24 protein-coding genes, 1 tRNA gene and 1 pseudogene are annotated in these 25,282 nt (G+C 55.8%); 20 read left to right on the forward strand and 6 right to left on the reverse strand.

The annotated features are described in order from the left end of the window. Positions 1–33: 33 nt before the first annotated feature. Entirely contained in the window at positions 34–462 is a 429-nt protein-coding gene (locus tag JYB84_RS17615) for a globin family protein (RefSeq protein WP_207321302.1), read from the forward strand. A 5-nt stretch (positions 463–467) separates the two neighbouring features. Here JYB84_RS17615 and JYB84_RS17620 read toward each other — a convergent pair. From JYB84_RS17620 to plsB, 3 genes are all read right to left on the reverse strand, one after another. After that, positions 468–541 (reverse strand) — tRNA-Gly (locus JYB84_RS17620). An 85-nt stretch (positions 542–626) separates the two neighbouring features. Then, positions 627–1,871: a tryptophan permease gene (mtr, locus tag JYB84_RS17625; protein ID WP_207321303.1), complete on the reverse strand. Its 1,245-nt coding sequence runs from the start codon at positions 1,869–1,871 to the stop codon at positions 627–629. Further along, positions 1,871–4,288, reverse strand: coding sequence for a glycerol-3-phosphate 1-O-acyltransferase PlsB (gene plsB, locus JYB84_RS17630; RefSeq protein ID WP_207321304.1), 2,418 nt, complete (start codon positions 4,286–4,288; stop codon positions 1,871–1,873). The genes mtr and plsB overlap by 1 nt, the downstream gene beginning before the upstream one ends. A gap of 150 nt (positions 4,289–4,438) precedes the next feature. Here plsB and lexA point away from each other — a divergent pair, with 150 nt between their 5' ends. The 6 genes and pseudogenes from lexA (at position 4,439) to JYB84_RS17660 (ending at position 10,143) form a co-directional block, all read left to right on the forward strand. Continuing rightward, entirely contained in the window at positions 4,439–5,062 is a 624-nt protein-coding gene (lexA, locus tag JYB84_RS17635) for a transcriptional repressor LexA (protein ID WP_207321305.1), read from the forward strand. Continuing rightward, positions 5,059–5,565, forward strand: a complete 507-nt coding sequence (locus tag JYB84_RS17640; RefSeq protein WP_207321306.1) for a cell division inhibitor SulA — start codon at positions 5,059–5,061, stop codon at positions 5,563–5,565. The genes lexA and JYB84_RS17640 overlap by 4 nt, the downstream gene beginning before the upstream one ends. Before the next feature lie 388 nt (positions 5,566–5,953). Continuing rightward, positions 5,954–7,063: pseudogene (gene coxB, locus JYB84_RS17645) on the forward strand (cytochrome c oxidase subunit II); the annotation flags it as partial. Between the two features lie 18 nt (positions 7,064–7,081). Continuing rightward, entirely contained in the window at positions 7,082–8,704 is a 1,623-nt protein-coding gene (gene ctaD / locus JYB84_RS17650) for a cytochrome c oxidase subunit I (protein WP_207321308.1), read from the forward strand. Beyond that, positions 8,705–9,271, forward strand: a complete 567-nt coding sequence (locus JYB84_RS17655) for a cytochrome c oxidase assembly protein (RefSeq protein ID WP_207321309.1) — start codon at positions 8,705–8,707, stop codon at positions 9,269–9,271. Beyond that, the gene (locus tag JYB84_RS17660) at positions 9,268–10,143 is read left to right on the forward strand and encodes a cytochrome c oxidase subunit 3 (RefSeq protein WP_207321310.1); all 876 of its coding nucleotides are present in this window, start codon (positions 9,268–9,270) and stop codon (positions 10,141–10,143) included. The genes JYB84_RS17655 and JYB84_RS17660 overlap by 4 nt, the downstream gene beginning before the upstream one ends. An 8-nt stretch (positions 10,144–10,151) precedes the next feature. Here JYB84_RS17660 and JYB84_RS17665 read toward each other — a convergent pair whose 3' ends face one another. Then, entirely contained in the window at positions 10,152–10,367 is a 216-nt protein-coding gene (locus JYB84_RS17665) for a DUF2909 family protein (protein WP_207321311.1), read from the reverse strand. On the opposite strand from JYB84_RS17665, the gene JYB84_RS17670 reads away from it, so the two are divergent. The 12 genes from JYB84_RS17670 to JYB84_RS17725 all read left to right on the forward strand — a co-directional run bounded on the left by JYB84_RS17670 (position 10,366) and on the right by JYB84_RS17725 (position 22,101). Further along, positions 10,366–11,127 (forward strand): SURF1 family protein, encoded by a 762-nt coding sequence (locus tag JYB84_RS17670; protein ID WP_207321312.1) that lies wholly within the window; start codon positions 10,366–10,368, stop codon positions 11,125–11,127. The two genes, JYB84_RS17665 and JYB84_RS17670, sit on opposite strands and share 2 nt — an antisense overlap. Positions 11,128–11,145: 18 nt before the next feature. Further along, positions 11,146–11,691, forward strand: coding sequence for a hypothetical protein (locus JYB84_RS17675; RefSeq protein WP_207321313.1), 546 nt, complete (start codon positions 11,146–11,148; stop codon positions 11,689–11,691). Continuing rightward, positions 11,691–12,674 carry a COX15/CtaA family protein gene (locus JYB84_RS17680; protein ID WP_207321314.1) on the forward strand — a complete coding sequence of 328 codons (984 nt, stop codon included), beginning with the start codon at positions 11,691–11,693 and terminating at the stop codon, positions 12,672–12,674. Before JYB84_RS17675 ends, JYB84_RS17680 begins: the two co-directional genes overlap by 1 nt. A gap of 17 nt (positions 12,675–12,691) precedes the next feature. Then, entirely contained in the window at positions 12,692–13,591 is a 900-nt protein-coding gene (cyoE, locus tag JYB84_RS17685) for a heme o synthase (RefSeq protein ID WP_207321315.1), read from the forward strand. 8 nt (positions 13,592–13,599) lie between these two features. After that, on the forward strand, positions 13,600–14,214 hold the full coding sequence (locus tag JYB84_RS17690; protein ID WP_207321316.1) for an SCO family protein: 615 nt from the start codon (positions 13,600–13,602) through the stop codon (positions 14,212–14,214). Between the two features lie 133 nt (positions 14,215–14,347). Continuing rightward, the gene (locus JYB84_RS17695; protein ID WP_207321317.1) at positions 14,348–14,629 is read left to right on the forward strand and encodes an STAS domain-containing protein; all 282 of its coding nucleotides are present in this window, start codon (positions 14,348–14,350) and stop codon (positions 14,627–14,629) included. Between the two features lie 13 nt (positions 14,630–14,642). Then, positions 14,643–15,005, forward strand: a complete 363-nt coding sequence (locus tag JYB84_RS17700) for a response regulator (RefSeq protein WP_207321318.1) — start codon at positions 14,643–14,645, stop codon at positions 15,003–15,005. Positions 15,006–15,026: 21 nt separating this feature from the next. Beyond that, entirely contained in the window at positions 15,027–17,039 is a 2,013-nt protein-coding gene (locus tag JYB84_RS17705; protein ID WP_207321319.1) for a chemotaxis protein CheA, read from the forward strand. A 12-nt stretch (positions 17,040–17,051) separates the two neighbouring features. Next, positions 17,052–17,588 carry a chemotaxis protein CheW gene (locus JYB84_RS17710; protein WP_207321320.1) on the forward strand — a complete coding sequence of 179 codons (537 nt, stop codon included), beginning with the start codon at positions 17,052–17,054 and terminating at the stop codon, positions 17,586–17,588. Between the two features lie 21 nt (positions 17,589–17,609). Further along, a complete protein-coding gene (locus tag JYB84_RS17715) occupies positions 17,610–20,195 on the forward strand; it encodes a methyl-accepting chemotaxis protein (RefSeq protein WP_207321321.1) in 2,586 nt (861 codons plus the stop codon). 62 nt (positions 20,196–20,257) lie between these two features. Further along, positions 20,258–21,082, forward strand: a complete 825-nt coding sequence (locus tag JYB84_RS17720) for a CheR family methyltransferase (protein WP_207321322.1) — start codon at positions 20,258–20,260, stop codon at positions 21,080–21,082. Continuing rightward, the gene (locus JYB84_RS17725) at positions 21,079–22,101 is read left to right on the forward strand and encodes a protein-glutamate methylesterase/protein-glutamine glutaminase (protein ID WP_207321323.1); all 1,023 of its coding nucleotides are present in this window, start codon (positions 21,079–21,081) and stop codon (positions 22,099–22,101) included. The genes JYB84_RS17720 and JYB84_RS17725 overlap by 4 nt, the downstream gene beginning before the upstream one ends. 10 nt (positions 22,102–22,111) lie before the next feature. Here the strand turns inward: JYB84_RS17725 and JYB84_RS17730 are convergent, their stop codons facing one another. Beyond that, the gene (locus JYB84_RS17730; protein ID WP_207321324.1) at positions 22,112–23,164 is read right to left on the reverse strand and encodes a polysaccharide deacetylase family protein; all 1,053 of its coding nucleotides are present in this window, start codon (positions 23,162–23,164) and stop codon (positions 22,112–22,114) included. 19 nt (positions 23,165–23,183) lie between these two features. Between JYB84_RS17730 and JYB84_RS17735 the strand changes: the two genes are divergently transcribed. Then, positions 23,184–24,521, forward strand: a complete 1,338-nt coding sequence (locus tag JYB84_RS17735) for an MATE family efflux transporter (RefSeq protein ID WP_407696042.1) — start codon at positions 23,184–23,186, stop codon at positions 24,519–24,521. Positions 24,522–24,561: 40 nt separating this feature from the next. Here JYB84_RS17735 and nfuA read toward each other — a convergent pair whose 3' ends face one another. Continuing rightward, positions 24,562–25,140, reverse strand: a complete 579-nt coding sequence (nfuA, locus tag JYB84_RS17740) for a Fe-S biogenesis protein NfuA (RefSeq protein WP_207321325.1) — start codon at positions 25,138–25,140, stop codon at positions 24,562–24,564. Positions 25,141–25,282: the final 142 nt, after the last annotated feature.

Here is a 25,282-nt window from a genome sequence, read left to right on the forward strand (position 1 = left end):
GTAACCAGGATAAAGTGCAATGGAGACATAGGGATGTCAGTCACAGCCCAGCAAGTCCGCTTAATCAAACACTCATTTGCCCTGGTCAAACCCGAAGCCGATGCGGCAGCGGCGTTGTTCTACCGCACCTTGTTTGAGATAGACCCCAAACTGAAGCTGCTATTTCGCCAGGATCTGCGCAGTCAGGGACGCAAACTGATGGCCATGCTGGATGCTGCGGTGCAGGGGCTGGATGCGCCGGACAAGCTGGTGCCCATTTTGCAGGACCTGGCCAGGCGCCATGTGAAATACGGGGTCAAAACCAACCATTTCAGTCCGGTGGGCAATGCGCTGTTATTTACCCTGAAACAGGGGCTGGGTGATGCCTATACCGACGAAGTCAAAGCGGCTTGGATAGCGGTAATCCACCTGGTGGCGGATGTAATGAAGGCGGAAATGGATAAGGAAGTAACGCCGGCGTAGGGAGTTGGAGCGGGTGAAGGGAATCGAACCCTCGTATGCAGCTTGGGAAGCTGCCGTTCTACCATTGAACTACACCCGCGAACCGAAATAGCCTTGGTTTATCTGCGTTATAAACTACTGATTTAAAAATCATTGTCAAGCCAAGACTCGCTGAGCGCGACTTATCAGGCGTATACGGGCAGCCATTGTGCCATGGCCAGCAAATGACAGGCCGCCGTCAGTATGCCGAAGGCCACCACCAACAGTATCACCGCCTTGCCGCCGGGAACCTTGAATCCCGAGTAGCCTGGGTCGGCACGGCGCATCCTGTGGGCCATCATACCCGGGACTATCAGGGTCCATACTGTGGCCGCCAGGGCAGCAAAGCCAATGGCCACCAGGAAACCGTCGGGGAACAACAGTCCCAGCACTGTGGGTGGCACAAAGGTCACCAGAGCAGTCTTTAACCTGCCCTTGCCATCGTCGGCAAAACCAAACAGGTCCGCCAGGTAATCAAACAGGCCCAGGGTCACCCCTAGGAAGGAAGACGCCACCGCCAGGTGGGCAAACAGGGTCAACATGCTCGCCAGCCAGCTATTTGACATGACCTGGGTCAGTGCCGCCACCAACACCCCCATATTGCCCCCTTGGGCAATGATGTCGCTGAATTGGCTGCGCGGCAGGTTGCCCATGGTGGCCAGCATCCAACAGGTGTAGATAACCAGCGCGATAAAGGTGCCGATAAACAGCGCCTTGGCAACTTTCGCCGGCTCCTTGCCATAGTATTTCACCAGGGAAGGCACATTGCCGTGATAGCCGAAGCTTGCCAACCCGAAGGGCAGTGCCGCCCACAGGAAAGGTGCAAAGCGCTGCTCGCCATCGGGCTGAAACAAGGTAGTGGTATCCACATCCAACAGCAGCTGGGCTATGGCCAGGAAGAAACTGATGATCATGGCCCCCAGCATCAGGGTACTTATCCTGTCCACCGCCTTGGTGCTGATCACCACCACGGTCGCCAACACCAGGGCAAAGAGTAAGCCCGCCAGGCTTTGGGGCAGTTCCAGCCCCAAACCGGCGACGCTGTGATTCACTATGGAACCGCCGCCGCTGATGTAGGCGTAGGTAAGAATGTAGAGCACGAACGCAATCGACAGGCCATTCACTATGCGACCAAAACGGCCGAGTGATTCCCGGGTCAGGGTATCGAAGCTGGCCCCCGGCTCAAAACGCAGGTTGGTTTCCAGCAGCAGCAGGCCCGAAAGCAACATGCACAGCCAGACCCCGACCATCATCAGCAGCGAATAACCAAACCACATGCCGGCACCCACCACGGGCAGGGAAAACATGCCGGCCCCGACCGTGGTGCCGGCAATAATCATGGCACCACCCAACAGGGATTTCGGGGCTTGCACGCCCATATGGTTAGCCATCAGCTCTCCTTGGCCACAGTGTCAACTATGGTTTGGCGAACCGTGGTACGCAGCAAGCCATTCACATGGTCGCGGATCCTGACGACATCTGCGCTTTGAGACACCTGGGCAAGATACCCCAATTCCTTGAGTTTGCTGGACAAAGTCCCATAGAGCTTTTTGTCGTAGAACTCGGGCGCGGTAATACCGTGCAGGGCGCCGAGGCGACTGGCCAGCAAATGACTTTCATTTTCCAGCTCGGCCCTTTCTATGTGGGGCTTGGCGGCAAGCAGGTTGAAAATAATGCCATAGCGCTGCAGGGTTTCACTGATAATTCCCGCCAGCAACAGCAGCTGGTTGATGCGTTCGTTCACCGCCTGCAATGTGTCGGTAGCGGTAACCAAACCATCTTCAATCAATTGATCCAGCACGGCATCCACATAGGCGGGCACATCGTCTATGCCCATAAAGAGTTCGGCCTTAAGCAGGGGATAAAACTCGGCCACAATGGCCTGTATTTCTTCCCGACCGATATTTTCATGGTGCACCAGGCAACTAGCGATCAGTGACGGAACCACCATCAGGTGAATGACATTATTGCGGTAGTAGGTCAGGGAAATCGCCTGATGCTCTTCAATCGCTATGATGTCACCCAGGGCATCGGAATGCTGTACAAACTTGTTCAGCTTCAGCCCCTGTTCCACCAGTTGATGGCCGTTACCTTCTGCCACCGAGATGTAGGAGGTGTAAGGCACCTGTTTGAGCAGCTTCAGATACAGATCCAACTGGCGCTCCAGCTGGCTGCGTTCCAGGGCATTTTGTTCGGAGGCCAACAATACCAAACTGTTGAGGGTAACCGAACTGGCGGCCGCCGCATTGTTGATCCGGGTCATCACCTGATTGGCCAGGGCATTGACCGCCGGCGTCAGCCAGGAAGGTTTCTGATCCGGGTCCTCATCCAGGGCACCGCGCCACTCGGGAACACGGTCGCTGAGGAAAGATTGCAGGGTGATGGGCTCGCCGAAATTCACATAGCCCTGACCAAAGTTGCGCAACTTGCGGATGATGCCCAGCACCTGCCACAGGGATTCCTTCTGCTTCTTCTTGCCGCTGAGTTCCTTGTGGTAGGTGGCCACTTCCATCACATGGTCATAGCCCAGATACACGGGCACCAGGGTGACCGGACGCTCTATGCCACGCAGTACACTGTTAAGCGTCATGGCCAGCATGCCGGTTTTGGGCGCCAGCAGACGACCGGTGCGTGAACGGCCACCTTCGGTGAAATACTCCACCGAATAGCCCTTGGCAAACAGCTGATCCAGGTATTCGCGGAACACTGCGGTATAGAGCTTGTTGCCATTGAAGCTGCGGCGAATAAAGAAGGCGCCGCCGCGACGGAACAAAGGTCCCGCCGGCCAGAAGTTGAGGTTAATGCCCGCCGCGATATGAGGCGGTACCATGCCCTGGTAATAAAGAATGTAAGACAGCAGCAGGTAATCCATGTGACTGCGATGACAGGGCACATAGACAATTTCATGGCCATCATGGTGCAGCTGACGCACCTGCTCGGCACCGCGGATATTGATACCGCTGTAGAGCTTGTTCCACAGCCAGGTCAGCATACGCTCAGCCACCCGCACCAGGCTGTCCGAATAGTCGGCCGCTATCTCGTCGAGATAACCTATAGCCGTTTCGCGGGCCTTGGCCTCGGAAACCTTCTTGGCAGCCGCTTCTTCGGCAATGGCCTTTTTCAGGTTATCGGACTGCAACAGCGCATGGAACATGGCCTGACGATTAGGCAACGCCGGACCTGTCATCACCTTGCGCTGACGGCGGAAATGCACCCTGGCCACCCGGGCCAGTTTCTGGGCAATGCGTTTGTCGGTGCCGTGTTCATCGGCCATATAACGCAGGGAAACCGCATTGGAAAATTGCACGAAGTTGTGACGACCGAGGAACAATATCATCAGGCACTTGCGCAACCAGGTGGGATTTTCCCGCTCCAGCAATGCCGCGCGCATGCTGTCATCTTCCTTGCCCGGAGTCCGGCCCCAATAAAGGCTCACCGGGACCAGCTGGATATCCAGCTCCGGCTTTTGCTTATGGACAGACAGTAACTGCATAAAAGCATTGAGGAAGGGTTCATTGCCCTGACGCTGCCCAAACAGGGGTTTTGCCCCCTCAAGGCAAACCACCCTCGGACTGCTCAAACCATTCACGTGCAGGGGCTCATAGGGGCTTGGCAAGCCAAACTTGGCGGTGACTTCACTCAGGGCGGCAATATCACTTACCGATTCGGTTTTCATGACGTAAACCAGGGGGCGTGCCGCATCAAGATTAAGATCGGCAAAAGGCTCCTGGGGCACCACTATGGTGTGCACCAGTTTTTTCTGGATCCAGCGGAGGGTTCTATACCACAGCGAGTCTTGGGTTGACATTCTTCTTCAGCAATCTTGGCCACTTCGTTAGCCGCATAGAATATCAGACCACACAGTCACAGTGCCAATAATCTAAACACTGGTTAATACTTGCGCTGTTTAAAATACTGTATATACTAACAGTAACTGTATAGAAAAACAGGAATGAGTATGAGACCGCTGACACCGCGCCAGGCTGAAATACTGGACCTGATCAAACGCAATATCGCCGATACCGGTATGCCGCCAACCCGTGCCGAAATTGCCACACGTTTGGGCTTCAAAAGTGCCAATGCCGCCGAAGAACATCTCAAGGCACTGGCCAAGAAGGGCTGTATTGAAATTATGCCCGGCACCTCCCGCGGTATTCGTCTTGCGGGCGACGAACATGAAGACGCTGAGCATCAGGGATTGCCGCTGATAGGTCAGGTGGCGGCCGGTGAGCCTATTTTGGCCCAGGAACACGTGGAGCAGTATTACCAGGTGGATCCAGCCATGTTCCGCCCCCAGGCCGACTTTTTACTGCGGGTTCGGGGCGACAGTATGAAGGACATAGGCATACTCGAAGGCGATCTGTTGGCGGTACACAAGATGCAGCAGCCGCGCAACGGTCAGGTGGTGGTCGCCCGGGTTGAAGATGATGTGACGGTCAAACGCTTCGAACGCAAGGGCAATGTGGTTTACCTGCATGCCGAAAACGAAGCCTACGCCCCGATAAAGGTGGATCTCAGCTGCCAAAGTCTGACCATTGAAGGTCTGGCGGTCGGTGTCATCCGTAATGGAGACTGGTTATGAACAAGCTGCTCGGTAATGCTCCCCGCCATCCCGGCCTGTGGCGCGACCTGCCCGCTGACAATGCCGGCGCCAATACGGAAGTCAGCATGCTGACCACCAGCGATCAGGGCCGTAACGAACTAAAGCACTTGTGCCCCCAATTGGCGCAGCTGAGTCATCAGGGTCGTTGGATAGTGCTGATCAGTCCGCCCAATATAGGCTACAAAGACCTCCTGGCCCAGGCCGGCGTGCGTATGGACAGAGTCTTACTGGTGCATGCCAAGGATGAAGTGGAAACCCTGTGGGCCATGGAAAAAGCGCTGACCAGTGGCACTTCCAGTGCGGTACTTTGCTGGAGCAGCAGCCTGGACCCCAGAGATGAACGCCGCTTACAGCTGGTTGCCAAGAGTGCGGTTGCCATGGGTGTCATATTTCAGGATGTAAATGCTCACTCTCATGGAAATCCTTGTCACCAAGCCGCTATTCCCATGACCCTTTCCAACCAGTTTCAACCGCTGCACTGATCCCCTTCCATCCCCTTGAGCCCCAGTGGGGCTCTTTTTTTCAATAATTTTTTCAGTTAATTAGAAAAGAAAGTGATCTTGATCAATATTTAAACTGCAAGTAATGTAGTTCAGGGTAACAACGATAGTTTGTTATATCCGGGATAGATTATGTCGTCGCAGTGAGCCCTGTTTAACCACGGCCCTCTGTGTATCAGACCGATATATTCAGCTGTAGGTGCAGGCGTGGTTAGCAAGGCAGTAGGCTACAGATAGAACAAGATAAACCGCCAACGCACTTTGAAGTCATCGTTGCTTTTTTGGGAACCGAAGAGTTTGCATAGAGCAGAGACTTACTGTGTGACTCTTCTTTGTAGTTGCGATTCGCAATTGACAGAGGAGACGTCTTGTGAAGCGATTGTTGTATTGTGTTCTGGTGCTGATGGCACCGCAATTGGCAGCGGCAGACATGTCGCTGAATATGACCCAGGGGGTGACAGAAATCAGTGGCAGGGTATATCACCTGCACATGACGATTCTGTACATCTGCTGCGCCATCGGGGTGGTGGTATTTGGCGCTATGATTTACGCCATGATCAACCACCGAAAGTCGAAGGGCGCCGTGGCGGCTCAGTTTCATGAGAGCACCAAGGTAGAAATAGCCTGGACGGTTATCCCTTTCATTATCCTTATCTCCATGGCCATACCGGCCACCAAAACCCTGATCGCCATGGAAGACCCTTCCAATGCAGATCTGACGGTGCAAGTCACAGGATCTCAATGGAAATGGCATTACAGCTATTTCGATCAGGACATCGCTTTTTACAGCATCTTGTCCACGCCGATGGAGCAGATCGAAGGTAACGAGGCCAAAGGCGAAAACTACTTACTGGAAGTAGACAAGCCGCTGGTCTTGCCTGCCAATCGCAAGATACGTTTCCTGATGACCTCAGATGACGTTATCCACTCCTGGTGGGTGCCTGCCTTTGCGGTGAAGAAGGACGCCAACCCGGGTTTCATCAACGAGGCCTGGACCCGTATCGACAAACCCGGCATCTACCGGGGCCAATGCGCTGAGTTATGCGGCAAGCAGCATGGCTTTATGCCCATAGTGGTGGAAGTCTTGCCCGAAGCCCAGTTTGATGACTGGCTCGTGGCCCAGAAAGCCTCTGCTCAACAGGCAGCGGCGGAAGCCCAAGCCTCGCTGACACAAACCCTGTCGATGGATGACCTCATGGCTCAGGGTGAACAAATTTACATGGCCCGTTGTGCTGCCTGTCACCAACCCAATGGTGCAGGTTTGGCGGGCGTATTCCCCGCGCTTAATGGCAGCCCCATAGCCACCGGCCCTGTCGCCAATCACCTGGAAATTGTGATTAACGGCAAGACGGGTACGGCTATGCAAGCCTTTGGCAAACAGCTCACCGCTCAGGAAATTGCCGCGGTTATCACTTATGAGCGTAATGCCTGGGATAACCACACGGGTGACACGGTGCAGGCCGCCGACGTCAACAACCATGGGCAGTAGGGGGAATACATGAATTCAATTAGCCGCGAACTTACCTCAGGGCTCAACGAAGTGACGCAGGATCATGAGCACGATACCCATGAACATCATGGCCCCGCCACCGGCATACGCCGCTGGCTTTATACCACCAACCACAAGGACATAGGCACGCTTTACCTTTGGTTCAGCTTCATCATGTTCCTGGTGGGTGGTGCCATGGCCATGGTCATCCGTGCCGAATTGTTCCAGCCCGGTCTGCAGTTGGTCGAGCCGAACTTCTTTAATCAGATGACCACAGTCCATGGATTGGTCATGGTGTTCGGTGCAGTTATGCCCGCCTTTACAGGGTTGGCTAACTGGCTGATCCCCATGATGATAGGCGCGCCGGACATGGCGCTGCCCCGGATGAACAACTGGAGTTTCTGGATCCTGCCCTTTGCCTTCCTGATCCTGCTCAGCTCCCTGTTTATGGAAGGCGGTGCGCCCAACTTTGGCTGGACCTTCTACGCCCCACTGTCGACCACCTACAGCCCCGACAGCACAGCGCTGTTTGTGTTCTCAGTGCATATCATGGGTATGAGCTCAATCATGGGGGCCATCAACGTCATAGTCACCATAGTCAACCTGCGGGCACCTGGCATGACCTGGATGAAGTTACCGCTGTTTGTCTGGACCTGGCTCATCACTGCTTTCCTGCTGATCGCCGTGATGCCGGTACTGGCGGGAACTGTGACCATGGTGTTGACCGACAAATACTTCGGCACCAGCTTCTTTGCCGCGGCCGGTGGTGGTGATCCTGTAATGTTCCAGCACATCTTCTGGTTCTTCGGCCACCCCGAGGTGTACATCATGATTTTGCCGTCCTTCGGCATTATCTCAGCCATTGTGCCCACCTTTGCCCGCAAGAAGCTGTTCGGCTATGCCTCCATGGTGTATGCCACCGCCAGTATCGCCATCCTCTCGTTCCTTGTGTGGGCCCACCACATGTTTACCACGGGTATGCCGGTTTTTGCCGAACTGTTTTTCATGTACTGCACCATGCTGATCGCCGTACCAACCGGGGTGAAGGTGTTCAACTGGGTGGCCACCCTGTGGCGTGGTTCCATCAGCTATGAAACGCCCATGTTGTTTGCGCTGGCTTTCATAATTCTGTTCACCATAGGGGGCTTTTCCGGCTTGATGCTGGCCATTACGCCGGTGGATTTCCAGTACCATGACACCTACTTCGTCGTGGCTCACTTCCACTACGTATTAGTAACGGGCGCCATCTTCTCCATCATGGCCGCAGCTTATTTCTGGCTGCCCAAGTGGACCGGACACATGTATGACGAAAAGCTGGCCAAGATCCATTTCTGGTGCTCAGTGGTTTCGGTGAACGTGCTGTTCTTCCCCATGCACTTCCTGGGCTTGGCCGGCATGCCACGAAGGATCCCCGATTACTCGGTGCAGTTTGCCGACGTCAATCAGATAGTGTCCATCGGCGGCTTTGCCTTTGGCCTGTCACAACTGATCTTCCTGGCGGTGGTGCTTAAATGCATTCGAGGTGGTGCCAAGGCACCTGATAAGCCATGGGATGGGGCCGAAGGTCTGGAGTGGACGCTGCCGAGCCCGGCACCCTACCACTCATTCAGTACCCCACCCGAGGTCAAGTAGATGACAGGCCCCAAGCCTTCCAATCGCAAGCTGATCCTGGGGTTAACCCTGGGATCCCTTGCCATGTTCGGCTTCGGTTTCGCCCTGGTGCCCCTGTATGACGTCCTGTGTCAGCAATTGGGTATCAACGGCAAGACCAACTCGAGCGCCGCCGAATATGCCGATATGCAGGTAGATCAGCAGCGGACCGTGCAGGTGGAATTTCTGGCACAGGTCGAACCCGGCATGCCCTGGACCTTTGGCCCCAAGATCAAAAGGCTGCAGGTCCATCCGGGCGAATTGGTGCGCACGGCCTTCACCGCCCACAACCTGTCTTCCAGGGAGATTGTGGGTCAGGCGATTCCGTCCGTGACGCCGGGCCAAGGGGCCGCATACTTCAACAAGACCGAATGTTTTTGCTTTAACCAACAGACACTGGCGGCTCAGCAGCAGGCCGAATTGCCACTGATATTTTTCGTGGACCCTGATCTGCCCGAGCACATTCAGACTTTGACTCTCTCTTATACCCTTTACGACATCAGCGCCCGCAGCGGCAGCGCTGTCGCCAAGGCAGGAGCAGCAAAATGACAAGCAAACACCAACCCTATTACGTGCCAGCCCAAAGCGCCTGGCCCATTATTGGCGCCCTGGGGCTGTTTTTAATTGCCTTCGGTGCCGGCAGTTACGTCCAACAACTCAAAAACGACGGCTCGGGCGGCGGTTATATACTGCTGGCCGGTATCGCCGTCATACTGTTCATGATTTTCGGCTGGTTTCGTACCGTCATTGCCGAGTCCATGGCGGGGCTTTATTCGGGACAAATGGACCGCTCCTTCCGCCAGGGTATGAGCTGGTTTATCTTCTCGGAAATCATGTTCTTCGGCGCTTTCTTCGGTGCCCTGTTCTACACCCGGATGATTGCCGTGCCCTGGCTCGGCGGCGCATCCAACAACGCCATGACCCACGAGGTGTTGTGGCCCACCTTTGAGGCCATCTGGCCTTTGGAAAAAACACCGGATGGCACCAGCACCCAGGCCATGGAATGGCACGGTTTGCCGTTGATCAACACCATACTGCTGCTGACCTCCTCCTTCACCTTACATTTCGCCCACATGGCGCTGGAAAAAGGCAAACGCACCGCCCTGACCCTGTATCTGGGCATCACCATTTTGCTGGGTCTGAGCTTCCTGGTGCTGCAGGCAGAAGAATATATGCATGCCTACACGGAAATGGGACTGACCCTGTCATCCGGCGTCTACGGCAATACCTTCTTTATGCTCACCGGGTTCCACGGCATGCACGTGACCCTGGGCAGCATTTTCCTGTTGGTATTGTTTTTCCGGGTGCTGAAAGGCCATTTCGCTCCAGGCAAGAGCTTCGCCTTTGAAGCCGGCAGTTGGTATTGGCACTTTGTGGACGTGGTCTGGTTGTGCCTGTTCCTGTTTGTGTACGTTCTCTGATCGGGTGATCAGTAGGGCCTGGGATTGGGGTGGATCCAACCCATTCCCAGTGCCACCAGCAATAACACAATGACCAGGGCCGAAAATAATACCCTGCGGCCCAGATAACGGCTCATGGGTGCTGTGGATTCACCTTTGACCATAACGAAAAAGGCGCGCCCCAGGTTGAACAGCACCACAACAAGTAGCAATACCAGCACGAGTTTAAACAGAAGAGGTGTCATGAAGTTTCCTGTAACGGTTTCGGCGAGTCGACTGGGGTTAGTGTTGTTTACTCTGGGACTGTTTGTGGTACTCGTCAAGCTGGGACTGTGGCAACTGTCGAGGGCAGAAGAAAAGACGCTGTTGGCTCGGCAAATGGAACAGAGGCAAGACCGGGAACTGAGCGTGGCGGAACTGGAGCGGATGCCTGAATCGGAACTGACAGGATACAGGCTCAAGGTCGAAGGGCGCTTTCTCAGCCCTGTACTGCTGCTGGATAACCAGGTTTATCAGGGCAAGGTGGGCTATCTGGTGTACCGGGTCCTGGATAGCGGCGCACAGAAAAAGCTTCTGGTGGAACAGGGTTTTATCGCTGCGCCGGCCACCCGGGATCAGCTGCCGGACGTGCCTGTGCCGCCAGATCCCGTAGTCCTCAGCGGACGCCTGTATCAAAGACAAAGCAATCCGCTCAGTCCAGGATTGGGACCGGAAATCGGCGCCGTGACCCGGATACAGAATCTGGAACTGGCGGAGTTGGAACGTTTTCTGGCGCTGCCGCTGCAAAAGGCAGTATTGCAACCAGACAAGCTGCCTGGCGCCGAATTGCCCAGACAATGGCTGCCGATGCCAATGGCAGCCAGCAAGCATCTGGGCTACGCGGTGCAGTGGTTTGCACTCGCCTTGGCCCTGTTGCTCTTGAGCCTGTGGGCCTGGTGGCGTTCCTCCAAGCAGGGCAAGCCATCACAGGAATTAACAAGCACCGGGGAGTTCCCGGGACAATAACAGCAAGAGGAGAGACTGATGACCTCCCGTCAACGCAAGAGTGCGCGCCCACTGGTTCTGTTACTGCTGGCCTTTGTTGTGCCTGTAGTTCTGGCCAAACTGGTATTGAGTCAGCATTGGTACCAGGAAGCGGCCACCAACCAAGGCACTTTGTTGCCTGGTGACACCAATTATAACGACCTGGGTATGAACAACCCCAAACCCAGACAATGGCAGGTACTTTATCTGCTTCCCGCCACATGTGACGATTTCTGCCGCGAGCGCCTGTATTTGTTACAGCAAAGCCACACCGCCCTTGGAAGGGATATGGACAGGGTTATCCCTTTGATTTTGCTGAATGCTGATAGTGATATCGCCGCCCTCCAAGACCGTGCTTTTACCACGGCACAAGCCAGCACAGCGATAAGCCAACTCTTGGCCGGACAGCAACTGCTGGTTGTCGACCCATTGGGCAATTTGGTGATGCGTTATCCGGCACTCACCACGGATGAAACTCAGCTGCAACAGGGCAAAGCTTTGCTGGCGGATCTGCGCAAACTGCTGAAACTGTCGAGGGTGGGATAATGCTGCTGAAAAACGTATTGCGACTGACATTGGTCTTCACCCTGATGGTGATCTTCATGGGCGCCTACACCCGTTTGTCGGACGCGGGTCTTGGTTGCCCCGATTGGCCGGGTTGTTATGGCCACGTCAAGGTTCCCACGGCCGATCATGAATTGGCCAGGGCCGAATCGACATTTCCCGGTATGACGGTCGAGCCCGCCAAGGCATGGCTGGAAATGATCCATCGCTATATCGCAGCAAGTTTGGGATTGCTGGTCATTGGGATCCTGGTCATGTGCCTGCGGGGTGACGATACACCCAGGCGACTGCCGCTGCTGATTTTGCTGCTGATCCTGTTTCAGGGAGCGCTGGGGGCCTGGACAGTGACCATGAAGCTGATGCCTGTGGTGGTGATGTCGCATCTGCTCGGCGGTTTTACCCTGGCCTCGCTGTTGTTACTGCTGTATCTGCGCACCCGGCCGCTGCGGATCCCCGGCGGCGACAGTCGCATGCGACAATTGGCTCCCTTCGCCCTGATGTGCCTGGCAATTTTAGTGCTGCAGATTCTGCTCGGCGGTTGGACTTCGTCGAACTATGCCGCCCTGGCCTGCACCAGTTTGCCCATCTGTGAAGGCGACTGGACCGGCAATCTGCAACTGGCAGATGCCTTTTCACCCTTCCAGGGAGAGCATCCCAGTTTTGAGTACGGGGTGCTTGACTACCATACCCGCATGACGATTCACGTAGTGCACAGATTCGGCGCCATGGTGACGGCCCTGTTCCTCGGTGTTCTGGGTTGGCGCCTATGGCGGCAGTCCAGAGCCTACCTGCTCAGGCAGGCTGGAGTGGTGCTGATGTTGCTGTTATTGGCGCAAGTGGCTCTCGGCGTGTCCAATGTCGTTTTACACCTGCCCTTGGCCATAGCTGTGGCCCACAACATGGGTGCGGCACTGCTGTTGTTAACCCTGGTGTTTATCAACTACGCCCTGTGGCGCAAAGCCTGATCAATAAGGAGAACAAGATGGCCAAATCCATACCCCTGGGAGCCCCGCAGGCATCGCTGAAACTGAATTGGCGGGCTTATCTTGAAATGACCAAGCCCAAGGTGGTGGCCCTGATGCTGCTTACGGTACTGGTCGGCATGTGCCTGGCACTGCCCGGCGCAGTGCCGTTACAGCCACTGCTTGCCGGCCTTGTTGGCGTAGCCATGATGGCCGGGGCGGCCGCGGCAATGAATCACCTTATCGATCGGCGTATTGATGCCCAAATGGCACGTACCTATAACCGGCCATTGCCCAAGGGCAAGGTGCCCGTAAGCCATGCCATCGCCTTTGCAGGCGGTTTGGCGGTGGGCGGATTCGCCCTCTTGTATCTGGTGGTCAACGCCCTGACCGCCTGGCTGACCCTGGCGAGCCTGCTCGGTTATGCTCTGGTGTACACAGCCTATCTCAAGCGAGCCACACCGCAGAACATAGTCATTGGTGGCTTGGCGGGAGCCATGCCTCCCCTGCTGGGCTGGACCTCAGTCACCAACGAATTTCACGGCCATGGCCTGCTGTTGGTGATCATCATCTTCACCTGGACCCCGCCGCATTTCTGGGCCCTGGCCATTCATCGCCGGGCCGATTACGCCAAGGTGGATATTCCCATGTTGCCCGTGACCCACGGGGTCGAGTTCACCAAGACCTGCATATTTCTGTATACCCTGTTGCTGGCGGTTGCTTGCTTACTGCCGGTGCTGGTGGGTATGAGCGGTGTCATCTACCTGGTGGGTTCGACGCTGCTGAGCCTGGGCTTCATCTATAAAGCCTGGCAATTGAAGTACCATGAGCAAGCCGGCACTGCCATGGGCGTATTTCGCTTCTCCATTTACCATCTGATGCTGCTGTTTATCCTGCTGCTGGTTGATCACTACCTATAGGAGGCCAAATGGAAAAAAGATGGCTGGTCAGTGTGATACTGGCTATTGGTCTGGGCGGTCTGGCCTTACTGGGACTCACAGGCAGCAAGGGGGCTGCACCGGAACTGGAAACCGGTTTTGTATTTCCCGAGCCACGCACACTGTCCGATTTCAAACTGACGGATCAAAATGGCAGCGCCTTTACCCGGGAAGCACTGCAAGGAAAATGGAGCCTGGTGTTTGCCGGCTACACCTCTTGCCCCGATGTGTGTCCAATCACCATGGGTTTACTCAATGCCATTTATCCCACCCTGGTGGACAAGGCGCCCTTCCAGGTGCTGTTTCTCTCGGTTGATCCCGAGCGTGACAGCACCGCCAAGCTCAAGGACTATATGGCCTTCTTCAATCCGGCCTTCAAAGGTCTGAGCGGCCCCCATGCCACCTTGCTCCCTCTGACTCGGGAGCTGGGCCTGGTCTATGCCATGGTGGGCGAAGGTAAAAACTATCAGGTTGATCACAGCGCCAGCCTGGTGTTGCTCTCCCCCGAGGGCCGCCGTCTGGCGGTTTTCAAACCCCAGGCAGGTAAAATCCTGAGCAGCAGTGCCCTGAGCGCCGACATCAGCAAACTCATGGCCTGGTACTGAATCCAGGCTCAGCCCGCCCCGCTCAACACGGGGCCAATTCAAAAAAATTCCTTGCGTATTGCGGCAATACTGAAAATTGGCGTCTATCTTTTGTGAGAACAGTGACGAAGGACCAGGCTCACAAGGAATATTCATGTCGAAAGACGCTATCGGCTTTGGCAGTGAACTGACCATACGCAACATCCAGGATGCCCACCATCTGCTCAGCGACAAATTACACCAGAATCAACCCTTGGTGCTGGATCTGTCGGGCCTTATCAAAGCAGATACCGCAGGTGCTCAGTTGCTGTTCCTGACTTATCTCCATTGCCAACAACAAGCCATTCCCCTGCATTGGCTGGGTGCCAGCCCCGAGCTGGCAGGGCAATTGGCAGCCTTGGGAATAATGATTCCGGGACTCGGAAGCGAGCAGTAAAAGGACACAATCTATGAAAAAGATACTTGCCGTTGATGATTCAGCATCCATGCGCCAAATGGTGGGCTTTACCCTGAAAACTGCCGGCTTTGATGTGACCGAAGCCACCAATGGCGACGAGGCCCTCAAGGTGGCCCAAAGCAAAAACTTCGATCTGGTGATCTCCGACGTCAATATGCCCGTCATGGATGGCATTACCCTGATCCGCAATCTGCGCAATCTGCCCGCATACAAATTTACTCCGCTGCTGATGCTCACCACAGAATCCGGCGGTGACAAAAAGCAGGAAGGCCGTGCCGCCGGCGCCACAGGCTGGATAGTCAAACCCTTCAACCCCGAGCAATTGCTGGCCACGGTGCGAAAAGTGCTTGGATAATTTTTTGGGAGCAAGGCCAATATGGACATTGATCTGAGCCAATTCAGCCAAGTGTTCTTTGAGGAAAGCATTGAAGGACTGGCCGTCATGGAGTCCGAGCTGCTGAAACTCGACATAGCGGCGCCGGAGCCCGAAACCATTAATACCATTTTTCGGGCGGCGCATTCTATCAAGGGCGGCAGCGCCACCTTTGGCTTTACCTCAGTGGCCAATTTCACCCACCTGCTGGAAACCCTGCTGGATCAGATCCGTGATGGTCAACGGCAAATGACAGCCGAACATGTGGATCTCCTGCTGGCGTCGGTGGATTTGCTGCGCGGCATGATAGATGCCCTGATGAACAAGGGCGACTATGACAATGACAAGGCCCAGCAACTGCAGCAGCGGCTAAGCAAATTGTTGGCTGAGGATGCCAAAAGCCCAACAAAACAAGTCGACGCCCTGCCGCCTGCAGAAGAACAGCCAAATGGTTGGCAAATTGAATTTGTGGCCGGAGTCGACATTCTGCGCTGTGGCAACGATCCCCAGTTGATGTTCGCCGAATTGCGTGAAAAGGGCGAGCTTGATGTCCGGCTGCAAGCTTCACAACTTCCCCCATGGCATGATTTTGATCCCGAGAGCTGTTATCTGAGTTGGCAATTGACGCTGCATGCCAATGTCTCCCTGGACGAGGTCAAGGAGGTATTTGAATGGGTGGAGGATGAATGTCAGATTCGCTATCAGCCCCTCTTTGAAGCAGAACCGACCACTGAAGCCCCTATTGCCGAAGACACGGCTGTCGACAAGCCGCTTGTCAAAGCCCCGGACTTAAAGTCCGTCCCGCAAAACAAGGGCAATGAAAGCAGTTCCATCCGGGTCAGCACAGAAAAAATCGACATGCTGATCAACATGGTGGGCGAACTGGTTATCACCCAGGCCATGCTGGGCCAAATAGGCCGTCAGGATGAGATAGGCCCCGAGTCCATGTTGCTGTTGCAACAGGGGCTGGAACAACTGGCATCACACACCCGGGATTTGCAGGAAAGCGTAATGCAGATCCGCATGCTGCCCATCAGTTTTGCCTTTAACCGCTTCCCCCGCCTGGTACGTGACATAGGCCAGCAACTGAACAAAAAGGTCGAGCTGGAACTCAAGGGGGAAGACACCGAGCTGGACAAGACGGTGCTGGAAAAAATTGTCGACCCCATGGTGCACCTGGTGCGCAACTCCCTGGACCATGGCCTGGAAAGCCCGGAAACCAGACGCAAGTTCGGCAAGGCCGAGACAGGTACCATCACACTCAATGCCTTTCATCAGGGCGGCAACATAGTTATAGAAATTACCGATGATGGTGCCGGCCTCAATACCGCCAAGATCCTGGCCAAGGCCCGTGAAAAAGGTCTGGTGGGCGCCGACGAAGAACTCAGCGATGAGGCGATTCACCAGCTGATATTCAAGCCAGGATTTTCCACCGCCGACGCAGTGTCAGACCTTTCCGGTCGCGGTGTGGGCATGGATGTGGTCAAACGCAATATCCATGAACTCAACGGCAGCATAGAACTGAGCTCCCAGCCGGGCAAAGGCAGCCGCATTACCATACGTTTGCCTCTCACCCTGGCCATTCTCGACGGCCAGCTGGTGCGCATAGGCCGGCACATCTATGTGGTGCCACTGGTCTCAATTTATGAATCGTTGCAGGTCGCGCCCAGCCGTATCAATCGCCTGGGCGAAGGTCAGGAACTGATTCGGTTAAGGGACGAATACCTGCCCGTGGTTAAGGTGCATCAGGTGTTCAACCATGATGCCGAGGCCCGTGAAATCAAAGATGGCTTGGTGATGGTAGTCGACAACAGCAATGAAAAAGTGGGCCTCCTGGTGGATGAACTGTTGGCCCAGCAGCAAGTGGTGATCAAAAGCCTGGAGGATAACTACACCCGCATCCCCGGCATTTCGGGTGCCACCATACTGGGGGATGGCACGGTAGCGCTGATCATCGATGTTGCGGGTCTGGTGAATCTCGCCGGACTGCGCAATGGCAAAGAGCATGCAGCATAAGGAACGCTGACTATGGCAGACATAACACTGGAGCAACAGACAGAGGCAAATCAACAGTACCTCAGTTTTGTCATGGCCGGGGAAGAATACGGGCTGGATATATTGTCGGTGCAGGAAATCCGCGGTTGGGAAGCCACAACCGTGCTGCCCAATGCCCCCGTTTATGTCAAAGGGGTCATTAACCTGCGCGGCACCATAGTGCCAATCATAGATTTACGGCAAAAGTTCGGTATCAAGACCCTGGAATACGGCGCAACCACAGTAGTGATAGTGGTCAAGGTTGCCCTGGAACAAAGCCAGAAGGTGATTGGCATAGTGGTCGATGCCGTGTCCGACGTATTCAGCATTGACCAGGACGAAATCCGCCAGGCCCCTGACTTTGGTGCCGAGACCGATCTGAAATTTATCAAGGGGTTGGCCAATGTGCAGGACAAGATGGTGATACTGCTGGAAATCAACCGCTTGCTTGGCAGCGACATGCTGCCGGACCCCGCCACCTTAAGCAACATTCTGAACTCACTGGATCTGCCTCAGGCCGCCAGTGCCTGAACCCACACGAGAGGATCTAACATGGACGCAGGAATCAAGCCCCTGATGGGTAATCATCCCCTGACGCTGGCAGGTGTAATCACACTGACAATTGCTTTGTTACTGGGCCTGGTCGGTCAGACGGGCAGCTATGTTATCGCTACCCAGGCGCTGGCGCTGGCCTTGCTGCTGACAGGCATTGCCCGCCAGGGACGCTGGCATACTCAAGTCCGCGCGGCTCTGGATGCCATAGCCGACGCCCTGGACAGGGACAGCATAGGGCAACTGGGTCAGTATGAGATCCCAGGCTGGGAAAGCTTCGGAGCCAGGTTCAGGCAATGGTGGCAGGCACAGCAACAACGCAAAGCCACCCTTAAGGCCCTGGATATTTGTCAGGCCAACGTGATGCTGGCGACCCCGGAAGGTGAAATTGTCTACTTCAACCACTCACTGAAAAAGACCCTCACCGAAGCCGAAGAGGACATTCGTCAGGTGCTGCCGGATTTCAGCGTTTCCCACCTCAACGGCGCCAACATGGATGACTTCCATCGCAACCCAGCCCATCAGCGCAAGTTGATCAGCTCACTGAAGAGCGTCTATGCCACCCGCATCAAGGTAGGCAGCCGCACCTTCAGCCTGATAGCCTCCCCCGTGTTCGACGAGCAGCAACTACGCATCGCCACTGTGGTCGAATGGCAGGATCTGACCGAAAGCCTGGCCAAGCAGGAAGAGGCCGAAAAACTGCAAAGGGAAACCACCCGCATCAAACAGGCTTTGGACGTGTGCCAGGCCAATGTGATGATGGCCGATGAAAACTACAACATCACTTATTTCAACAAGTCCCTGGTGGAAATGCTGACCAGCAATGAAAAGCAGCTGCAGCAATCCATCAGCCGCTTTGAGGTTGCCCGCCTGATGGGCGCCAACATAGATATTTTCCATCAACATCCTGAGCACCAGCGGCAACTGCTGGATAAACTGACCAGCAGTTACCAAGCCAGGATCAAGGTGGCGGGGCTCACCTTCAACCTGATAGCCACGCCGGTATTCGACAATGGCAAACGCACGGGGACAGTGGTTGAGTGGCGCGATATGACGCAACAACTGGAACGGGAGGAGCGGGAGCAGCGCCTGGCGGAAGAAAATGCCCGCATCAGGCAAGCGCTGGACAATGTGTCGTCCAATACCATGGTGGCCGACAATGACTGCAACATCATCTATCTCAATGGCGCGGTGCAGAACATGTTCAAAACCGCCCAAAAAGATATCAACCGGGACCTGCCCAATTTCAATGCAGATAGGCTCATAGGCCAGAACATAGACCTGTTCCACAAGCATCCGGCCCACCAACGCAACATTCTCGGCGGCCTCAGTTCAACCTACGACAGCCAGCTCAAGGTGGGTGGCCGCACCTTCAGGATCATCGCCAACCCCATTCACGACGCCAACGGCCAGCGAATTGGCACAGTGGTGGAATGGTCCGATAGAACCGCCGAAGTGGCCATAGAGCACGAGATTGACGGCATAATCGCGGCCGCCAGTGCCGGCGATCTGAGCCAGCGCATCGCCACCGAAGATAAGGCCGGCTTTTTCCTCAACCTGTCCAAGGGACTCAACAGCCTGGTGACCATAGCCGACAACGTGATATCCGATGTGGCCGATGTTCTCGACGGCCTGGCCAAGGGGGATCTGACCCGCAAGATCCAGGGGGACTACCAGGGGCAATTCGGCAAGCTGAAAACAGACGCCAACGCCACAGTCACCCGCCTGACCGAAGTTTTGATGGGGATCAGCGAATCGGCCAATACCGTCACCTCGGGTGCCGAGGAAATCGCCCAGGGCAACACGGATCTCAGCCAGCGCACCGAAGAACAAGCGGCCTCGCTGGAAGAAACCGCCTCCAGCATGGAACAGATGACCGCGACCGTGAAGCAAAGCGCCGAGAATGCCACCCTGGCCAACAAGCTGGCCCAGGAGGCCAGCAACAAGGCCAACCACGGCGGCAAGGTGGTCAAGCAAGCCGTGTCGGCCATGGAAGCCATCAATGACTCCAGCAAACGCATTGCCGATATCATCAGCGTCATAGATGAAATCGCCTTCCAGACCAATCTGTTGGCGCTCAATGCCGCGGTGGAAGCCGCCCGCGCCGGTGAGCAGGGCCGCGGCTTTGCCGTGGTGGCCGGTGAAGTTCGCAACCTGGCCCAGCGCAGTGCCGGTGCCGCCAAGGAAATCAAGGAATTGATCCGCGACAGCGTGAACAAGGTCAACGACGGCACCTCGCTGGTGAATCAATCCGGCTCGACCCTGCAGGAGATAGTCCAGGCCGTCTCCAAGGTGGCCGATATGATCAGCCAGATAAGCATAGCCGCCGAGCAGCAGGCATCAGGGATCCAGGAGGTTAACAAGGCCGTCGCCCAAATGGATGAAATGACCCAACAAAACGCCGCCCTGGTGGAGGAGGTGTCAGCCGCCGGTGATGCCATGGCCGAGCAGGCCCGCAATATGAAACGTCAGCTGGGCTTTTTCAGAACCGGGGACCATGCCGCCGCGCCACTGGCGTTGGTATCCGGCGATAAACGCCCGGTGGCCAGTTTCAAGGCCAGCAAGGAGGAGTGGCACGAATTCTAAACCGGCTCGGCAAATGACGGAGGGCAGGCATCTTGGTGTTTACATCAGAAAAGGAATTTCCGATGACCGCGGCCAACTTCAATTTTATCAGGGAGTTGGCCTACGGCCAGACGGGCATAGTGTTGCCGGAGCGTAAAAAACACATGGTCTATTCCCGCCTGTGCCGGCGATTACGTTTGTTGGGCCTGAGGAATTTTGACCAGTATTGCGCGCTGCTGCAGACCGAGGAAGCCGAGTTGGGGCAGTTTATTAATGCCCTGACCACCAATCTGACGTCTTTTTTTCGGGAAAGACATCACTTTCAATACCTTGAAAATCACTTAATGCCCCTGTGGCAAAAACGCAGCAGCAAGCGTTTAAGGATCTGGTCTTCGGCCTGCTCCTCCGGTGAAGAGCCATACAGCATAGCCATGACCCTGGCGCGCCATTTCAATCGTGGCGGTTGGGATTTGAAGATCCTGGCCACGGACGTGGACACCAATGTGCTGACCCGGGCCGAGGCCGGCCTGTATTCGGCCGAGGTGCTCGACAGCCTGTCCGAGTCGTTCAGGGACGAGTATTTCAGTCTCCAGCAACACCAGTACCGCATTCACAATGACATCCAAAAGCTGGTTTACTTTCGGCAACTGAATTTGCTGGAATCCTGGCCCATGCAGGGGCCGTTTGATGCCATCTTTTGTCGCAACGTACTGATTTACTTCGACCAGGATACAAAGCGAAAAATCATCAGCAGGTTCAGAAAGCTGCTCAGCGATGACGGCTTCCTTTTCATCGGTCATTCGGAAACCCTGACCCAGATTTCTGATGAGTTTGAGCTGATTGGCCAAACCATCTACAAACCCAGGTTGGCACAATGCGCACAGCCGCAGCTCAGGAGCGCCAGATGATCAAAGTGCTGGTGGTGGACGACTCGCCGCTGGTGCAGCAGCTGCTCAGCCATATGCTGTCCCAGGCCGAAGATATACAGGTGGTCGGCTGTGCCGGCGATCCCTATGAGGCCAGGGAAATGATCAAGGCCCTGTCGCCCCACGTGCTGACCCTCGACGTGGAAATGCCCAAAATGGATGGCATAGCCTTTCTGCGCAACCTGATGAAACTCAGGCCCATGCCTGTGGTAATGATCTCCACCCTGACAGAGAAAGGTGCCGCCATCACGTTGGAAGCGCTGGCATTGGGTGCGGTGGACTATATCTGCAAACCCAAGCACGACCTCAGCATTACCCTGTTGGAATACCAGGAAGAATTGTTGGAAAAAGTACGCCTGGCGGCGTCAAGCCGGGTTCACCCACCCAGCCCACCACCCCAAATCACCACAGCGCCCGAGGGCAAACTCAAAAATCGGCTGGTCGCCATAGGGGCGTCCACCGGTGGCACCGAGGCCATTCAACGACTGGTGACGCCGCTGCCGGAAAGCTTTCCGCCGATACTGATAGCCCAGCACATACCAGCGGCCTTCAGCGCCTCCTTTGCCCGTCGATTGGACAGTTATGCCCGGATGACGGTTATCGAATCTCGGGGAGGCGAAATAGTTAAACCCGGCATGGTCTATATTGCCCCGGGCCATGCCCACCTGGTGGTCGAACGCCGCGGGGGTCATATGTTCACCGCCCTGCGGGATACGGATCCCGTCAATCGCCACAAGCCCTCGGTGGATGTACTGTTCGACAGCGTGGCCGAAATCGGGGCCAAGTCGACCATCGGCGTGTTGCTGACGGGTATGGGCCGGGACGGCGCCAGGGGCCTGATGAACCTGCGCCAACAGGGTGGTTACACCCTGGCCCAGGATGAGGCCAGTTGCGTGGTCTGGGGTATGCCGGGGGCGGCGGTGGAACTGGGCGCAGCCTGTGAGCAGGTGCATCTGGACCGCATGGCGGGCCGCTTGTTGCAACTGCTCAAGTCCGACTAGCCGTGGTCAATCAGGGCTCTTGCGGCCACTCGCCGTTGTCCATGGGGCGAACCCAGGCCTGGGAAAACCAATAATAACCACTGTGACTGCGACTGGGTGCGGTGCAATTGTAGCGCGAGCGCCCGGGGGGCAGATCACGAGCGGCCTGAATACGCATCCGCTGACCATCCAGCCATTCGGGCTTTTGCGGACCTTGACCCGAGACATAACACATCATCTGCAGCGGATTGAAATCCTGGGTATCCAGGGTCAATTCCAGCAGGGGACGACGCTCGTCCACAGCCAATTGGGGATTGCTGCGGTTCTGCTTCAGCACGGGCATATTAAGGCTGCTCAGCTTGGTTTTCAGCTCTCCCAATTCTCCATAACGCCCGCCCACGGGAAAACGTGGCAAGGCGGTCAAGGCCGAATACTTACCGGCGGCACCCGACTGTTGACCAAAGCCGACAAAGCCTTGCTTTTCCAGCCATAACTGTAAGTCCGCATTGTATTCACCATAGGGATAGGCGAACAGTTTCAAACTCTTGCCGCTGATTTTCTCGATTTCGGCCTCGGTGTTAAGAATATTGGTTTCCATACGCGCCAACCAGGCGGCGGCATCTTCCCCCGGCAAGCGACGGATCAGGTGCTCGTGGCCATAGCTGTGATTGGCCAGATCCACCCCCGAGGCCGCCAGGCGCTTGAGTGTTTCGCGACTCATCATGCCACCAAAGCCCTTGTCCATGGGTTCAATGGCGACAAACAGGGTGTAGGGGAATCCGTATTGTTTTAGTATGGGGTCCGCATTGTCGGCTATGTTCTGGTAACCATCGTCAAAGGTGATGGCGACCGTTTTGGGCGATAGTACCGAGCCCTCCCTTATGGCTTCGACCAGGCGACTCAGGGGCACCACCTTGAAGTCATTGGCGGCCAAATAGGCCATATGCTCGGCAAACTGCGCCACGGACACGCTGGTGGCCGCCGGAGTATTGTCGGCAACATGATGGTACTGCAGGATCACGGCGGCCCGCGCCGGGATGGACAACAACAACAGCAGGACAGCAGCAAAGCAAGACCGCAACATGAATAGTAACCTTCTGAATATGATGAATATATCTTCCCTGTGGCGGGACAGCACCAAACATAAGGCGCTATTTGCCCTGGCATTGCCCATGATGCTGTCCAATATCACAGTTCCCTTGCTGGGCTTGGTGGATACGGCCGTCATTGGCCATTTGAGCGACGCCTATTATTTGGGAGCCGTGGCCTTTGGGTCAATGGTGATCACCCTGATTGTCTGGTTGCTCGGCTTTTTACGCATGGCCACCACGGGTCTGGTGGCTCAGGCCTGGGGCGCTGGCAATCATAAAGCTCAGGCCCAAACCCTGTGGCAGGGTCTGGCGCTGGCGGCCCTGCTGGGACTTGGGATCCTGCTGCTGCAATCCCCCCTGTGGCAGCTGGCACTCTGGTGCGCGGACGCCAGTCCCGAGGTCAGCCATTTTGGCAGTCAGTACTTTGCCATTCGAATCTGGTCGCAACCCCTGGCGCTGGCCAATCTGGTGATGCTCGGTTGGTTATTGGGCCGAGGTCGTTCCAAGGCCGCCATGTGGCAACTGATAGTCTCCAACCTCGCCAATATAGCCCTGGATCTGTTGTTTGTACTGGGATTCCATTGGGGGATCAGCGGCGCAGCCCTGGCTTCGGTACTGGCAGATCTGTTTGCCTTTTTGCTGTTGGCCACCCTCACCCGCCGGGAATTGATGGCCATCAACAGCCTCGCCCTCCCTAACTGGCATAGCCTGCAGCAGGGTATGGGCCGACTGCTGCGGCTGAATCTGGATATTTTTATCCGCAGCCTGTGCCTGCAGGCCGCCTTCGCCTTTATGACCTTCAAGGGGGCAGGCCTCGGCGATGTGCAGCTGGCGGCCAATGCCGTGCTCTTGAACCTTATGATGCTGATTGCTTATGCCCTGGATGGGATTGCCTATTACGCCGAAGTGCAGACGGGCAACGCCATAGGCCGACGTGACAATGTCGGTTTGCAACAAGGTGTGGTGCTGGCCTTCTTTTGGTCAGCCGTGTTTGCCCTGTTGTTTTCCCTCACCTTTCTGCTGCTGGGCCCCTGGATGATAGCCCTGCTGACGGATATAACCGAGGTCAGAACCGAAGCCAATCGGCTGCTACCCTGGCTTATTGGCCTGCCCCTGCTGGGATTTGGCTGCTTCCTGTTTGATGGCGTCTATATCGGCGCCTCCAAGGGACGGGTGATGCGCAACGGCATGCTGCTTGCCTGCGCCGGGGTATTTTTCCCCATCTGGTGGTTAAGTCAGGATTGGGGCAATGGGGCTCTGTGGCTCGCCCTGTCTTGCTTTATGTTGGCCCGCAGCCTGAGCCTGGGCGGGCATTATTTGCTGACCCGCCACAATTTCGAACGGACATAAAAAAACGCGGCCTTGGCCGCGTTTTCAACGAAGTTCACTCTTACTGGTAAGAGTGATCGCCGTGTTGGTGATCGGTCACGTCGCGCACACCGGACAGTTCGCCCGGGAACATATCCAGCAGCTGCTTCTCAATACCATCCTTGAGGGTCACGTCCACCATGGAACAACCGTTACAGCCACCGCCAAATTGCAGCACGGCTACGCCCTCAGCGGTGATTTCCACCAGCATGACATTACCGCCATGGCTGGCCAGCTGAGGATTGATCTCGGATTGGATCACATACTCAATACGCTCAACCAGGGGAGCATCACCGGCCACCTTGCGCATCTTGGCATTGGGGGCCTTGAGGGTCAGCTGTGAACCCAACTGATCGCTGACGAAATCTATACTGGCATCCTCGAGGAAGGGCGCGCTCTTTTCATCCACCATGGCGTTGAAACCATTGAACTCCAGTTCAATATCATCATCTTCCACTGCATCGGGAGGGCAGTAGGACACACCGCACTCGGCATGGGCCGTGCCGGGGCTGATAACGAATACGCGGATATTGGTGCCTTCTGGCTGATCGGCCAGCAACTTCACAAAGTGCGCCTGGGCGGCTTCGGAAATGGTAATCATGTAGAGCTTGCTCCCGGCAGGATAAACCTGAGTGAATTACTAAGAATTAGGCTTATCATACTCCCCTTGCCGGCCGGAGTGTAGTCCCAAGGCTCCGGAGCCGGGGCAAAAAATCCCCAACAGCCGCGTCGCATTCGGTAGC

Source organism: Shewanella cyperi, assembly GCF_017354985.1.
Lineage (GTDB): Bacteria > Pseudomonadota > Gammaproteobacteria > Enterobacterales > Shewanellaceae > Shewanella > Shewanella cyperi.

Excerpts from the sequence above, each read along its gene's own strand:
- JYB84_RS17695 (WP_207321317.1), top strand. The coding sequence starts at position 14,348 with ATGTCGAAAGACGCTATCGGCTTTGGCAGTGAACTGACCATACGCAAC.
- JYB84_RS17700 (WP_207321318.1), top strand. The coding sequence starts at position 14,643 with ATGAAAAAGATACTTGCCGTTGATGATTCAGCATCCATGCGCCAAATG.
- JYB84_RS17715 (WP_207321321.1), top strand. The coding sequence starts at position 17,610 with ATGGACGCAGGAATCAAGCCCCTGATGGGTAATCATCCCCTGACGCTG.
- JYB84_RS17720 (WP_207321322.1), top strand. The coding sequence starts at position 20,258 with ATGACCGCGGCCAACTTCAATTTTATCAGGGAGTTGGCCTACGGCCAG.
- JYB84_RS17710 (WP_207321320.1), top strand. The coding sequence starts at position 17,052 with ATGGCAGACATAACACTGGAGCAACAGACAGAGGCAAATCAACAGTAC.
- lexA (WP_207321305.1), top strand. The coding sequence starts at position 4,439 with ATGAGACCGCTGACACCGCGCCAGGCTGAAATACTGGACCTGATCAAA.
- JYB84_RS17665 (WP_207321311.1), bottom strand. The coding sequence starts at position 10,367 with ATGACACCTCTTCTGTTTAAACTCGTGCTGGTATTGCTACTTGTTGTG.
- mtr (WP_207321303.1), bottom strand. The coding sequence starts at position 1,871 with ATGGCTAACCATATGGGCGTGCAAGCCCCGAAATCCCTGTTGGGTGGT.
- ctaD (WP_207321308.1), top strand. The coding sequence starts at position 7,082 with ATGAATTCAATTAGCCGCGAACTTACCTCAGGGCTCAACGAAGTGACG.
- JYB84_RS17675 (WP_207321313.1), top strand. The coding sequence starts at position 11,146 with ATGACCTCCCGTCAACGCAAGAGTGCGCGCCCACTGGTTCTGTTACTG.
- JYB84_RS17725 (WP_207321323.1), top strand. The coding sequence starts at position 21,079 with ATGATCAAAGTGCTGGTGGTGGACGACTCGCCGCTGGTGCAGCAGCTG.
- JYB84_RS17735 (WP_407696042.1), top strand. The coding sequence starts at position 23,184 with ATGATGAATATATCTTCCCTGTGGCGGGACAGCACCAAACATAAGGCG.
- cyoE (WP_207321315.1), top strand. The coding sequence starts at position 12,692 with ATGGCCAAATCCATACCCCTGGGAGCCCCGCAGGCATCGCTGAAACTG.
- JYB84_RS17655 (WP_207321309.1), top strand. The coding sequence starts at position 8,705 with ATGACAGGCCCCAAGCCTTCCAATCGCAAGCTGATCCTGGGGTTAACC.
- nfuA (WP_207321325.1), bottom strand. The coding sequence starts at position 25,140 with ATGATTACCATTTCCGAAGCCGCCCAGGCGCACTTTGTGAAGTTGCTG.
- JYB84_RS17640 (WP_207321306.1), top strand. The coding sequence starts at position 5,059 with ATGAACAAGCTGCTCGGTAATGCTCCCCGCCATCCCGGCCTGTGGCGC.
- JYB84_RS17615 (WP_207321302.1), top strand. The coding sequence starts at position 34 with ATGTCAGTCACAGCCCAGCAAGTCCGCTTAATCAAACACTCATTTGCC.
- plsB (WP_207321304.1), bottom strand. The coding sequence starts at position 4,288 with ATGTCAACCCAAGACTCGCTGTGGTATAGAACCCTCCGCTGGATCCAG.
- JYB84_RS17705 (WP_207321319.1), top strand. The coding sequence starts at position 15,027 with ATGGACATTGATCTGAGCCAATTCAGCCAAGTGTTCTTTGAGGAAAGC.
- JYB84_RS17680 (WP_207321314.1), top strand. The coding sequence starts at position 11,691 with ATGCTGCTGAAAAACGTATTGCGACTGACATTGGTCTTCACCCTGATG.
- JYB84_RS17690 (WP_207321316.1), top strand. The coding sequence starts at position 13,600 with ATGGAAAAAAGATGGCTGGTCAGTGTGATACTGGCTATTGGTCTGGGC.
- JYB84_RS17730 (WP_207321324.1), bottom strand. The coding sequence starts at position 23,164 with ATGTTGCGGTCTTGCTTTGCTGCTGTCCTGCTGTTGTTGTTGTCCATC.
- JYB84_RS17670 (WP_207321312.1), top strand. The coding sequence starts at position 10,366 with ATGAAGTTTCCTGTAACGGTTTCGGCGAGTCGACTGGGGTTAGTGTTG.
- JYB84_RS17660 (WP_207321310.1), top strand. The coding sequence starts at position 9,268 with ATGACAAGCAAACACCAACCCTATTACGTGCCAGCCCAAAGCGCCTGG.